Source organism: Gardnerella leopoldii (assembly GCF_003293675.1).
GTDB classification, from domain to species: domain Bacteria; phylum Actinomycetota; class Actinomycetes; order Actinomycetales; family Bifidobacteriaceae; genus Bifidobacterium; species Bifidobacterium leopoldii.
In genome coordinates, this window is record NZ_CP029984.1 from 797,031 (window position 1) to 810,617 (window position 13,587).

Sequence of the window (13,587 nt, forward strand, 5' to 3'; positions counted from 1 at the left end):
TTATTCCTCACGGCTATTGGTAGCCGTTTGGCTGATTTGGCATGTGAAGCACACCGTGCTTCACAATTGAGCCAAATCACGCTTTGAAGGAGTTTGAAATCCCAATGATTTCAAGCTCGGTCAAAGCGCTGCGCGAGCGCCAACTGCACTAGTAACGAAAGGTGGGTTATTCACAATCTAGTAAAAAGGTTTGAATTAAGCCAGTTGGCAACACCGTCGTCATTGTTGGAAGCGCAAATCTCATCCGCAATCGCAAGCAAACGCGGATTACTATTCGCCACCGCTACCCCATAACCACCGGCACGGAACATGTCGATGTCAATAACATCGTCGCCAAAAACAACTGTGCGGCTAGGCTTCACGCCCAAACGATTGCAAATAACGTTCAGCGCATGCCCCTTATTTGCAAGAGGATTCGTAAGCATCCACAAAACGTCTTCGCTAATATGCAAAGAAAAATCGTCCGGAAGAATGCGCTGAAGCTGCTCTTTCTCGCTATCTCGCGGAACAATAATTATTTTGTCTGCAGTTCCGCGCGGCACATTTGAAAAGTCGGTAATAACAAAATCCTGTTTGCTCCAAAGCATACGAACGTCAAAATTCGTGTAACGAACGTCGTTCATAACAATACCAAGACGCAGCGTAGGGATTTTATCGAGCAAACGCAAACACACATCGCAAGCATGCTTAGAATCAAAACCAAAACGTAATAACGTGCTTATTTCGCGCTGAGAAGTAAGCTCCGAAATCGTGCTATTAGCACAATCAAAATCGATGAGCGCACCATTGAGATACGCACAAACTTGAGCATTTAAATCGTGAATAAAATCAAAAGCACTTCCGACAGGACGAGCCGTAATAATCGCAAGAGGAATTCCGTTTTCGCGCAAACACTTAGCTGCTTCCACAGTTTCGTTGCTTAAAAAGCGCCCTTCAAAAGTATCGGCATCGTGAAGCATGGTGCCATCAAGATCCGCAATTACTAAAGAAGGAGAAAAACGCATCATAGGAAACACTTATTATAAATAAAATGGGCGAATACAACGGGCAAATAAACAGTGAAGCAAGCTTTCAGTCAAAGCTTACAAACAAAACATATAAACAAAAAAGCGCACAATCTGACAACCATGCGCTTTTCAAAAAGAATACTCAGATGAGCGAGAACTTAGTCATTAAGTTTAAAGCCACAATCACAGCAACCCAAATTAATGCAATAATAACCGTCCAACGATTTAAGTTCTTTTCTGCAACACCAGAGCTACCAGCGTTCTTCGTTAAACCGCCGCCGAACATGTCGGAAAGGCCGCCGCCCTTGCCCTTGTGCATCAAAATTAACAATGTGAGCAAAATGCTAGTGAGCACAAGCAACACCTGCAAAATAATCTTCACAGTGGACACAACCAACCTCCTGTTTTACAGTACCTGGTTAAGTCTAATAATAACCTTTGACCACTTAAGCTTATTTAGTTTCTAAACGTGTTTGTGCAGCCGTTAGTCGCACAATATTAGCAAGTTCTTGCGCATCAAGAGAAGCGCCACCAATTAAGAATCCATCGACATCTGGCTCCGCGATAAGACTTGAAGCATTAGAAGACGTTACAGATCCGCCGTAAAGAATACGGACAGTATCTGCAACATCGTCACCGAACGTAACACGCAAGTCTTCACGAATAGCCAATGCAGCTTCCTGAGCTGAATTAGCCGTGGCAACCATACCCGTACCAATTGCCCAAACTGGTTCGTACGCAATAATTAAACGCTTAGCTTGCTTCGCATCCAAATCGCGCGTTACATCATGCACTTGCCCTACAGCAAAATCGAGCGCAACACCCTGTTGACGTTCTTTAAGACTTTCACCAATGCAAAGAATTGGCTGCATTCCTGCGGCAAGCACAGCTCGAACTTGATCAACTATATTTGCATCATCTTCAGGATGATACTTGCGTCTTTCAGAATGACCAACAATAACCATTGAGCATCCAAGACTTGCAAGCATATCTGCAGAAACATCACCAGTAAAAGCACCTTGAGCAGTAACAGAAACAGCTTGAGCTCCGTACAATATTGGCAAATGGTCAAACTCAACAAGAACTTGCACGCTTCTTATTGAAGTAAAAGAAGGCATAAGTGCAATTTCACAATCGTGATAGTCGTAATGCGCGTCACGCAGTAGCCACGCAAATTTTTGTATAAAATGCGTAGCTTCGCGGTGGTTGAAATTCATTTTCCAATTACCAGCGACTAACGGCTTTCTTTTGGAAACCATAATCACCCTTAAAAGTTTACGATTGAGATTAATAGTATTGCGCAAATTAGTGTTATGCCGACCTCGATTTACAAAGCGGATTCATAAAATCGAAAGTCGGCATAAGCGGAAATATTTAGTTTATACTTGCTCGCGTAAATATTACTTACTCAAGCAATATTACTTACTCAAGCACGCTCAAACCTGGAAGAGTCTTGCCTTCCAAGAACTCGAGAGAAGCGCCGCCGCCAGTAGAAATGTGCGAGAAGCCATCTTCAGGGAATCCAAGGTTGCGCACTGCAGAAGCAGAATCGCCACCACCGACGATGGTGAAAGTGCCGTTCTTAGTTGCATCGACCAAGCCCTGGGCTACAGCGCGAGTACCAGCTGCAAACTCTGGAACCTCGAACACACCCATAGGACCGTTCCAAACAACAGTCTTGGAGTCAACAATCTTGTCGTGGAAAAGCTTCTGAGAGTCAGGACCAATATCCAAGCCCATCTTGTCTGCAGGAATAGCGTCTACTGGAACTACTTCTGGAGCAACTGGAGTATCCCCTGCTGGGAAGCCGGCATTCACAACAATATCGGTTGGAAGTACAAGCTCAACGCCGTTCTTCTTAGCGGTTTCAATGTAACCCTTAACCTTCTCGAGTTGATCCTCTTCAAGCAAAGAAGTACCAACTTCGTGACCCAAAGCCTTGAGGAATGTGAACACCATACCGCCGCCAATAACAAGACGATCAGCCTTAGAAAGCAAGTTCTCAATAACGCCGAGCTTGTCGGAAACCTTGGAACCGCCGAGAACAACAGTCAAAGGACGCTCTGGGTTTTCAGTTGCGCGAGAAAGTGCCTTAACTTCCTTCTCAACAAGCAAGCCTGCAGCTGATGGAAGATCGGCAGCAACATCGTAATTTGAACCCTGAGCGCGGTGCACAACACCAAAGCCGTCGGAAACAAATACTTCGCCAAGAGAAGCAATCTTCTTAGCGTAGGCTGCGCGCTCGGAAGCATCCTTGCTGGTTTCTTCAGCGTTGAAACGCACGTTTTCGAGCAAAACAACGTCGCCATTATTCATGGCAGCTACCTTAGCTTGAGCATCTTCGCCGTAAGTGTCTGCAGCCAAAACAACATTTGTGCCGAGCAATTCACCTAAACGCTGCGCAACTGGAGCCAAGGAAAGCTCTGGAACAACCTGACCCTTTGGACGACCAAGGTGAGCCATCAAAATCACCTTAGCACCCTGCTCACGCAAAGCCTTAATGGTTGGTAAAGCAGCACGAATACGACCATCATCAGTAATCGTCGTACCCTTGAGAGGAACGTTAAAATCAGCGCGAACCAATACGCGCTTACCACTCAAATCTCCCAAATCTTTCAGTGTCTTCATTGGTATCCTTTCCAAACCATATTGGCTTACCATATTTGACTTACATACTGGCTTACCGTGCCGGCTTACTTCGTTCAACAAAACGCAAAATCAGCCTCAAACATCAACACATTGCCGGGTGCAATTATACCGCACATCTTCAACAATCCCTATGAACAACGCAGCTTTGCACCAGTACTATGCTAACGTTGCGTCTGAAGCTTTGCAGTAATGCTTTGCAAACGTTGCTTATGAAGCTTTGCAGTAATGCTTTGCAAACGTTGCTTATGAAGCTTTGCAGTAATGCTTTGCAAACGTCGACTATATGTTGCTTAGTGAACTTTGACATTAATGCTCTGCAGACGTTGAGTATTTATTGCTTGGCGAACACTAGCGTTATTGCTGCTGCACACACTACACCAGGCACTCCTACCTACACACCCCTCCGCAGCTTAATTGCGCGACTCTAGTTCCACTTAGTAAACCACGCAGTTGCGCAACTTTCTGCACGAGTCTATGAGTTTTGTGTTAGTGGAATGTGTGTTAGAGCCTCAAAAGTTTTCGGGCAGAGCAATAAAAGAGGACTGAGGAAGCAACATTCTTTTAAGAACAAAGATACAGTAAAGCCTTTAACAGTTAAAGCGACGAAGGACGGGACTTGCGATGCTGAAAACTTTCGAGGCTCATCAGACCGACTATAGAAAACATTAATCAAAACTCATAGACGATACTCAAGAACATCGCAACCAAAACAGTTACGCACACAAACCACGCAAAACCAGCATTAAAGCTGCTGCATACGCGACTTCTCAACTTTCGCCGAAAGCTGCAAAAGTCTACGAATTCGCCCTGCAATCGCATCCTTTGTAATAGGAGGATCAGCCAAGTGACCAAGCTCTTCCAAACTTGCGTCGCTATGCTCAAGACGAAGCTTTCCAGCCATTAACAAATTATCCGGAATATCGTCGCCCAAAATATCGAATGCGTGACGAACCTTTTCGCATGCCTCAGCAGCAGCCTTAGCGCTACGACGCATATTCGCATCGTCAAAATTAGCCAAACGGTTTGCTTTTCCGCGAGCTTCACCGTCCGAACGCTTACCGGTCCATTCGCGAGCAGAACGAGGAGCACCAATCAAAATCAACATTCGCTCAATTGCGTCAGAATCGCGCAACGTCACTCGCTCAGAACTACGAACCTGACGAGCCTTGGCGCTAATGCCAAGTCGCGCTGCCATAGTTTGCAAAGCATTTGCAGCCTCATGAGTTGGGCAAACAACTTCCAAATAACTAGCTTTGCCAGGATCCGAAATAGCACCGTGAGCCAAGAAAGCACCACGCCAAGCTGCTTTGATTTGGGCGATACTTCCACCAACAATCTCAGGTGCAAGACCCGCAACAATTCTCATACGTCGATCAAGAAGACCAGATTGCAAAGCCAATGCTGCAGCACCACGCTCAACTACCACGTCATAGCGAACTACAGTGCCCGTAGGAGTTTGACGAGAAACTTGAGCAATTGTTGCTTCCCTCTGGAAATGAGTTTTCAATACCTCAACAAGCCACTGAGCTGCACGCTGAGAATCTAACTGAGCGCGAATAACAGCCTGATTATTTACTGGCCTTAAGCCGCCAGCAAAGCGCATCATTGCTGCAGCTTGAGCCATAATGACAGTCGGGAGCTCATTGTTGTTTGAAACGAGTTCATTTTTGACGTCGTCAAGAAGAGCCAAGGGACAACCTCCTACTTTTGTTCTTCTTAAAATATGAGTGCTGTTGGGTACTTGCATGATGCTGTGGCACACGACATGCCCGGCTTTCTGTGATACAGAATACGTTGGACATTTTACCGGTTTTTGCACATGCTTTACATGCTTTTAGTACAAGATTTTTATATTTTATATAATTTACGCAATTTTATTTAATTTTTTAATTAATTTTAATTGATTAGTTTCATAATCGCATTTCGCTACTTTACTTCTTCACTACTTTACTTCTTCACTTACTACGATCTTCTCTGCAACTCTCTTGCAGATACTGTAACTTGCAAACCGTGCAATCTCAAACGTCTAGCAAGCTCAATACTTACGGCAACAGAACGATGCTGACCACCAGTACATCCTACAGCAATAGTCACGTAATGCTTGTCTTCTTTAGCGAATCCGTCGATAGCTGTAAGAAGCGCATTTTCATAAGAATCTAAGAATGCAATTGCCGCAGGATTCGATAAAACGTAATCTTGCACAGCTTGATCCTTACCTGTAAGCTCCCTTAATTCAGGAACCCAGAAAGGATTCGGCAAAAATCGCATATCGGCAACAAAATCAGCGTCCATTGGCATGCCGTATTTAAATCCAAAACTGAAAATATGCACAGAAACCGTAGAAGAGCCTTTTCCAAGCAATCCTTCGTAAAGCTTTGTAGAAAGTTGGTGAATACTAAGTGCAGAAGTATCGATAATAATATTTGCGCAATCTTTCAAATGACTGAGCAGCTCTCGCTCTTCTAGAATACCGTCAATAAGTCTGCCGCCGCGCTGCAAAGGATGCGGTCTGCGCACAGACTCATAACGCTTAATAAGCACAGCATCTGAAGCATCTAGAAACAGAATTCGCGTTTTTACACCAAGGTCATCAATATGCGCAAGAACTGCAAACAGGTCGTCGAAATATCCTCTAGAACGCACGTCAATAACAGCAGCAAGCTTATGCACTTTAGAACCGGATGAAGTCATCATATCTACTAGCGGTATGAGCAGTTTTGGCGGAAGATTATCGATAACATACCATCCCATATCTTCCAACGCGTTAGCAGCGTGCGATCGCCCAGCTCCGCTCATGCCGGTAATTAGCATAACTTCAAATCCGTCAGCTAGTTGCACGCCAGTCGACGCGGAACGTTGCGTAGTATGTTGCACATCACTTTGCGTATCACTTTGCGTAGTATGTTGCGTATTATCGCTCATAATGCCTCCTGTAAGGCTTTTCGCATGAGACTACTTAAGTCATCGTAATATCTAGCCTTGTCAGCACTAGGTTTATAACCAAGCTCAGAACCAGTCTCAGCACAATCCTCAGCGCCAGTCTCAGCACAATCCTCAGCGCCAGTCTCAGCACAATCCTCAAAATTTTCTTTAGATTGCCTGTAGTCAATCGTCATAAGACTTACTTGTGCTAAAGCTTGTTGCAAAAGCATTTCTTCTCCGCCAATAGCGCAACCATATTGTTGCCATACACTAAGTAGCATGCTTGGGCGAGGATCGTAAACTACGTCAAGCAATGTTCCTAATTTCGTTTGATTATGCGCACTATCTTGACAGTATGCTTTCAACGCAAGCGCAATTGGATCTGCTACATGCGCTGGAACTGTGCTTACTACTATGTCTGCTTCTGCGATTGCACGAACAGCTTCTAGTGAATTTAAAGATCTCAAAATGAGAGATTTATCACATTCTGACAATTTTTCTGCGCTCAATTTTTCTGCGCTATAGTCTGCAAATTTTGAAAATACTTCTTCGCTTATTGTTGGGAACTCAATACCTTGCACAGGCTCATACATAGCGTCATTTTCTTCGCTTTTATTATTTTGACCTATGCTTATTTTATTTGGAAAATCAGCGCAATACTTTTGTATAAGATTATTAAAACGTTCAACGCCTTTTACACTACCGTCATCTTCAGTTCTAGCAACAACTTGCACTTGCTCAAGCTTTGCCACTTGCGCAATTTCAATTAAAGCTGCCAGTGCAGAGGATGCAGTGTTGCCACTGCCAATAATAACAGCCTTTTTTACTTCGCATATGCGCTCATGTAATGCTTGCATAAATGTTATTAATATGCCACTTACGTCAGTGTTGTATAGCTTTATTTGCGATTGCGAAGCGACTGCTGGGTTGCTAGTAAAAACTGCAGTATTTGCCACGTTAAGTGTGCGCGACCAGTAGTCGCAAGGTGTACCGAGTTTCATTACGGTTTTTTTAAGCGGCATAGTAAGGCTTAAGCCTTTCCAAGAATCATCAAGATGCGTAATAAAATCGTGAAGATCCGTTTCGCTTACTTTTTCCTTACTATATTGCCAATTCGTAAGCCCCAAAGCCTTATAAGCCGTGTTGTGAAGCACAGGCGACAGCGAATGCAAAATAGGATCTCCCAAAACTGCGCAATGATATATTTTTACCATTTTTCTCTCCCCTATTAGTAAGTTAGTACGCTAATAAATCTTTTGGATCAACACAAAAACGCAACTCTCCTGCAGCACGTGTTGCTACGTGACGAGCTACTTCCTTGTGCAATCGGTTCACTAATTCTTGTCTTAAATAAAGCGGAACTCTTACTACAGCTTTTACACGGTCGTAAATATCGTCAAAATGCTGGTATTTGTCTGTAACAGGCGGATGCATTGGAACAATTCCTAATAATGGAGAAATTGCTGAAAAATCAGCATCTTGACTACTTTCGCACCCAAGATTTTCTTGCATTGCACCAATATTTTCAAGCGCACGCATAACCGCATCACGAGCACCCCATACGCATGCTGCAGTTACGCAAGGCGGCAATATTGCTTGAGCTCTTTCTGAAAGCTCATTGCAAGAAAGTTGAGTCGTATCCCACAATGTAAGCGCGCGCGCAAGAACAGGATACGTTTCACCAATAAGAAGTACACTTCCTCCACGCGCTCTAGGAGCGCATAAAGCAGAAGCTTTCATCCACGAATTAAGCGTATCTATTCGCGAATCAAGCCCTGAAGCGTACAAACTTACCCACGTATCAAGTATTGCTACAACACCGTATTCTCCATTACAATTTGCGTCTTGCGTTTGTACGCGAGGCTCACATCCAGGAGTTGCAACAACAATTACAGGTTTTTCATCAATGCACTGGATAATTCCGTTCGGTTGGTGTTGTGACGAAATAATAATAGGCACGTTACGAAATAGTTTAGATAATTCTTCTGCAACGCCAACAGCGCCAACTCGTATAACTCGCATATTGCTACTGCCACAATTAGAACAAGACCAATTTATTGCACTAGCACCACACCATGAGCAACGTGCTGTCTGCTGACTATTTGCAACATCAAGAGGCCCGGTGCATCGTCTACAACGCGCTTGACGTTTGCACGAAGAACATATAGCCGATTGCGTCACGCCATCTTGCGCAATAGAAAGCAGCACAGGCTTACCATCCGAAAGAGCATCGTTAATAGCTCTTACTGCGCTATGCGGTATGCGAGCGCCAATGCTTGGGTCAGCTAATTTTAGTAAAGCTTCACGATTAAGCCAACGAACCCAAGGAACTAACTTTTCGCGAGCAAGTTTACTCGCGCTTACAGGGATACTAGATCCGCTTATTGTTTCAGCAGTTTCAGCAATTTCAGCAATTTGAACAGCTTGCTCACCTTGCACACCTTGCACACTTTGCGCAGATTGAGTAGTTTGCGCATCTTGCGCATTCGACATATAGCAGTCTACTTCACTTTGACTAAGCGCGCTTCTGGAATATGACATTGACACAAATACGCCGCCATGCCTTTTTGCACGAAGTCGCATAACGCCACGCGCTTGAGCATACGGCATCATGCCATCAGCATATTGGTACGCGCAATCTTCAACAATCGCAAATAAAGCATCTCCCTCAACTGGAGCATACATTGCAGCTCTAGTGCCAAGAACGCAAGGAACTATTCCGGACGCGATTGCACGCCAAGCTCTATATCTGTCAGCTGGAGGATCCGCAGCACAAAGTCGAGCGACATCACCATCAAAACTTCCAGCGGAAAAACCATGATGATTCTCACTGACGCGCTTATATGGCTTTAAGCCATAAACCATTAGCGCGCGCATTACATCATTGACTTCTCTTAGCGTCGGCAAAACTACAACAGCCTGCTTACACGCGCTTAAAGCAGTGACAATCATCCACGCTAAATCTTGTGCAAGCCGGCAAGAACCTGGTAAAGCGTCTACAATAAAAGATTGAGAAGAATTATTTTCTGCTTGCTTGACTAATTGATTTTCTGCTTTATTTTCACTAAAACTTGCGTCAATAGATTTTTTGATTAATGCATTGTATAAAATATTTGCATTTTCGTAATCATAAATCATGCGAGAAGTTGTAGCGTAACCTGGGTTTGTATTGTTATCGTTTTGCAAACGCTTCTTAAGATTTTCACGCCACTGTTTTCTGCGTTGCAAGCGTATGTTGTCAAAAACTTCCTCATGCTCAACACGAGCTACGCGTTGAGGCACAGCAAGACGCAAAATATTTGAGCTAGTTCCACCATAAGCTTTAGCTATGGCGTCAATATCGTCTCGCAAAGATTTAGAAAGCAAAACATCTGAAGGAAACACTCGTTCTAAAAATCTTAAAGCAGCATGAGGGGTATCTGCATGCGAAGAACGAGACCAAATAACTCCAGTGAGCTTTTGTGCTCCAAAACGAACGCGTACAAACGCCCCAGGCTGAGCAGATTCATCTTGATCTTGCGATATCAAGTAATCAAAAGTACGACCTAAATGTGAAGCTTGAACATCAAGCATCACATGCGCAATAGGGCATTCATTAGCAGGCACTAGAGAAACAGCATTGCGCTTACGTCTTGTTTTACGCGCTAAGCCGTCTAGCGAAGGTTGCTCTGCCATAAATAACCCTTAGTTTTACTTGAATTACATCACATAATTACTGTTATTTTACAGCAAAATTTATCAATAAAACTACTTTTTTAGCGCATCTTTCAATTGCTCAATACGATTCGTTTCTTCCCAAGGGAATTTGACATCCATACGACCAAAATGACCATAAGCTGCAGTTGGAGCATAAATTGGCTGAAGCAAGTTAAGCTCGTCAATAATCGCAGCCGGACGCAAATCAAATACTTCGCGCACAGCACGCGCAATATCTGCGCGCGTAATACCGTCAGCTTCAGTTCCGAAAGTTTCTACGTTTACGCTTACAGGATCAGCAATACCAATAGCATAAGCAACTTGAACTTCTGCCTTATGAGCTAAACCAGCTGCCACAATATTTTTTGCAACCCAGCGAGCTGCATAAGCTGCAGAACGGTCAACTTTACTAGGATCCTTACCGGAAAAAGCTCCACCACCATGATGAGCAGCACCACCATAAGTGTCAACAATAATTTTTCGACCAGTTAAGCCCGAATCAGCAGCAGGGCCTCCCAAAACAAAAGAACCAGTAGGGTTTACAAGCATACGGTACGAATCGTGCGCAACTTTTTGAGCAAGAACTTCGTCCAACACAGGCTTAACAACATGCTCAACAAGCTGATCTTGTAACCAGTCTCTAGAAACTTCTGGATCATGCTGAGTAGAAATAAGCACAGTATCCAAACGTTTAGGCGTGCCTTTGGAATCGTACTCAATCGTTACTTGAGTTTTCCCATCCGGACGCAAATGCGCAACAGTGCCATCTTTACGAACTTTAGCAAGCTTTTGAGCTAAACGATGAGCAAGATAAATCGGCAAAGGCATTAAAGTATCTGTTTCGTCGCTAGCGTAACCAAACATAACACCTTGATCGCCTGCACCTTGAGCAGCGTAGCGCTCCTCACGAGAAGATGCACTCTCACAAGAAGCATCCAACCTAGCAACACCTTGATTGATTTCCGCACTTTGCTCAGTTAAAGAAACCATAACACCACAAGAATCAGCATCAAGACCAATTGTGGAGCTCGTGTAGCCAACATTACGAACAACTTGACGTACAATTCCCGGAATATCGCTATAAACTTCACCACGCACTTCACCAAAAACCACGAACTGACCAACGGAAGCACAAACCTCTACAGCAACATGCGCATGAGAATCCTGACGAAGCATATCGTCCAATATAGCGTCAGCAATTTGATCGCATAACTTGTCAGGATGACCTTCAGTTACAGATTCTGCAGAAATTAATTTACGTTCTTCCACATTTCCCCCTTAAGTTCATAGTCGATAAAGGCTAAATATAGGCTAAATAAAGCGAAAAACGCAGCCGTGCATCCGCTTTATTGAGCACGGATGATACGCGACTGCGAATACCCATAAAGACGTTTATTAGCAAGGCTTATTAATTACCTTCGCTTAAGTCGTCCTCACCAAGAGTCTCTTCAAGCAATCCAGCATTAATTTCGCGGAAAGCAATAGCTAAAGGCTTTTCTTGATTTTGATACTCAACTAGTGGGCCAACATTTTGAAGCAAACCTTCATTAAGCTGAGTAAAATAAGCATTAATTTGACGTGCTCGTTTTGCAGCAAATAAGGCAAGCGCATACTGGGAATCCGCATGTTGCATTAAATCATCAATCGGTGGATTCGCAAGACCAGTAGGTGTTGGCTGAGTGCCTAATGCCATAATATTCTCCAAATTCTATGGTGCTACAATAGTTCCAAAAGGCTTATTATATGCTACCGATTGGATATTGCGTAAGTTTTAACTATAAGTCGTATTCGCTTGCAATAACATTCCACAGTTCATCTGCAGCACGCTCAGCATTATCATTCACAATAACAACATCGAACTCTTTAGCTGCAGCAATCTCAACTTTAGCAGTTTCCAAACGTTTTGCTTGCTGCTCAGGAGTTTCAGTACCACGACCAATAAGACGACGCTTAAGCTCTTCAAAGCTCGGAGGCGCAATGAACACGTACACAACTTCTAATCCAAGACGAGCAGCCTCTTGTTTTACGCGCCTAGCTCCTTGCAAATCTATTTCCAGCAAAGTAGGAATATCTTGCGTAAGATGATCCAAAACAGGCTGAAGAAGGGTACCATAATGAGCCATGCCATGAACTAGCGCGGTTTCCAAGAATTCGCCATTACGCTTACGACGCTCAAATTCTTCTTCATCTAAGAACCAATAGTGAATACCATTAAATTCACCAGGTCTAGGCGCACGAGTGGTAGCAGAAACAGATAGCCAAATATGAGGATGCTTCTCACGAAGTATGCCTTCTACTGTGCCTTTACCAGCCGCAGTAGGACCCGTTAATACGATTAATCGACGTCTAGACTGCGAAACTGCAGCCTCATCCGTGGCACCCATTTGCTTACCCCTCGTTTACACACATTCGCCTGAATCAACAAGAGCCTGACGAATATCCAATGCTATGCGTTCAGTTGCAGCCGAAAGTTCACCAATATTTGGACCATGCGACGCAATCGAACGCGAAACAGTTACCAATACATTACCATGTGTACCAGCAAAAACACGCTTTAAATCGTCAGCTTCTGCACCTTGCCACCCGTAACCAGGAGAAAGAATTGGACCAGTAAAACTGGTTACGTCAATTCCACCACCGTTCATCCAGTCGCCAATAGTAGCTCCAACAATTAAACCAACAGAACCCATTCCTTTAGTTTTATTGTTAAAACTTTGAGCTGTTTGAGCAATTCCGTGAGCTACAGTAGTTCCGCGGTAAGTTCCGCTCTGCCTAATAGCAGTTTGCAAACTTGCGCCTTCGCGATTAGAAGTTAGAGACGCAATAAAAACACCGCGACCGTTATTAAGAGCTTCGTTAATTAAGCCGCCCATAGAACGTGCGCCATAATAGGGAAGCAAAGTAATAGCATCAGCAAGAAGCGGAGCTCCAGGCTTAAAATATGCGTCTGCAAGCGCAGAAATAGTAGTAGACAATCCTCCATGACCGCAGTCAACGATAGTAATAATATCCATTTGACGAGCGGCATACAGCACACGCTCAAGTGCTGCGAAACCCTTAGAACCGTAGCGCTCAAACATGCTGGATTGGAATTTAACTGCCGCTGCCCTACCATTCATAGCTTGCAGCATTCGCATAGAAAAAAGTTCAGCTCCAAGAGCATCCATGTTGTATCCCCAATTAAGCAGCATTTTGCGATGAGGATCGATTCCAACACACAATGGTCCATATTTTGCCATAGCGTTCTTCAAACGCAAACCAAAATCGGATCGTTGCGCCTGCACTTCTTGATCACGAATGCTCTCGGTCATGT

At 44.0% G+C, this 13,587-nt stretch carries 12 protein-coding genes; all 12 read right to left on the reverse strand.

All coding sequences use genetic code 11. The annotated features are described in order from the left end of the window. Positions 1-170: 170 nt before the first annotated feature. Positions 171-1,007, reverse strand: a complete 837-nt coding sequence (locus DOD25_RS03375) for an HAD family hydrolase (protein ID WP_112928684.1) — start codon at positions 1,005-1,007, stop codon at positions 171-173. A gap of 142 nt (positions 1,008-1,149) precedes the next feature. After that, positions 1,150-1,398 carry a preprotein translocase subunit SecG gene (gene secG, locus DOD25_RS03380; RefSeq protein WP_004119067.1) on the reverse strand — a complete coding sequence of 83 codons (249 nt, stop codon included), beginning with the start codon at positions 1,396-1,398 and terminating at the stop codon, positions 1,150-1,152. A 61-nt stretch (positions 1,399-1,459) separates the two neighbouring features. Beyond that, positions 1,460-2,266 carry a triose-phosphate isomerase gene (gene tpiA / locus DOD25_RS03385; protein WP_112928685.1) on the reverse strand — a complete coding sequence of 269 codons (807 nt, stop codon included), beginning with the start codon at positions 2,264-2,266 and terminating at the stop codon, positions 1,460-1,462. Positions 2,267-2,429: 163 nt separating this feature from the next. Further along, complete coding sequence (locus tag DOD25_RS03390; protein WP_112928687.1) at positions 2,430-3,635, reverse strand: phosphoglycerate kinase; 1,206 nt, start codon at positions 3,633-3,635, stop codon at positions 2,430-2,432. Between the two features lie 763 nt (positions 3,636-4,398). Then, positions 4,399-5,346 carry a DNA-binding protein WhiA gene (gene whiA, locus DOD25_RS03400; RefSeq protein ID WP_004119060.1) on the reverse strand — a complete coding sequence of 316 codons (948 nt, stop codon included), beginning with the start codon at positions 5,344-5,346 and terminating at the stop codon, positions 4,399-4,401. A 272-nt stretch (positions 5,347-5,618) separates the two neighbouring features. Next, complete coding sequence (rapZ, locus tag DOD25_RS03405; protein ID WP_100066601.1) at positions 5,619-6,467, reverse strand: RNase adapter RapZ; 849 nt, start codon at positions 6,465-6,467, stop codon at positions 5,619-5,621. A gap of 107 nt (positions 6,468-6,574) precedes the next feature. Next, the gene (locus tag DOD25_RS03410; RefSeq protein WP_064340542.1) at positions 6,575-7,792 is read right to left on the reverse strand and encodes a shikimate dehydrogenase family protein; all 1,218 of its coding nucleotides are present in this window, start codon (positions 7,790-7,792) and stop codon (positions 6,575-6,577) included. Positions 7,793-7,814: 22 nt separating this feature from the next. Then, positions 7,815-10,253, reverse strand: coding sequence for a primosomal protein N' (locus DOD25_RS03415; protein ID WP_112928690.1), 2,439 nt, complete (start codon positions 10,251-10,253; stop codon positions 7,815-7,817). A gap of 72 nt (positions 10,254-10,325) precedes the next feature. Then, on the reverse strand, positions 10,326-11,543 hold the full coding sequence (metK, locus tag DOD25_RS03420) for a methionine adenosyltransferase (protein WP_004106381.1): 1,218 nt from the start codon (positions 11,541-11,543) through the stop codon (positions 10,326-10,328). A 139-nt stretch (positions 11,544-11,682) separates the two neighbouring features. Continuing rightward, a complete protein-coding gene (gene rpoZ, locus DOD25_RS03425; RefSeq protein ID WP_004106383.1) occupies positions 11,683-11,967 on the reverse strand; it encodes a DNA-directed RNA polymerase subunit omega in 285 nt (94 codons plus the stop codon). An 82-nt stretch (positions 11,968-12,049) separates the two neighbouring features. Further along, positions 12,050-12,658, reverse strand: a complete 609-nt coding sequence (gene gmk, locus DOD25_RS03430) for a guanylate kinase (protein ID WP_004106385.1) — start codon at positions 12,656-12,658, stop codon at positions 12,050-12,052. A 15-nt stretch (positions 12,659-12,673) separates the two neighbouring features. Further along, positions 12,674-13,585, reverse strand: coding sequence for an orotidine-5'-phosphate decarboxylase (pyrF, locus tag DOD25_RS03435; RefSeq protein ID WP_004106386.1), 912 nt, complete (start codon positions 13,583-13,585; stop codon positions 12,674-12,676). Positions 13,586-13,587: the final 2 nt, after the last annotated feature.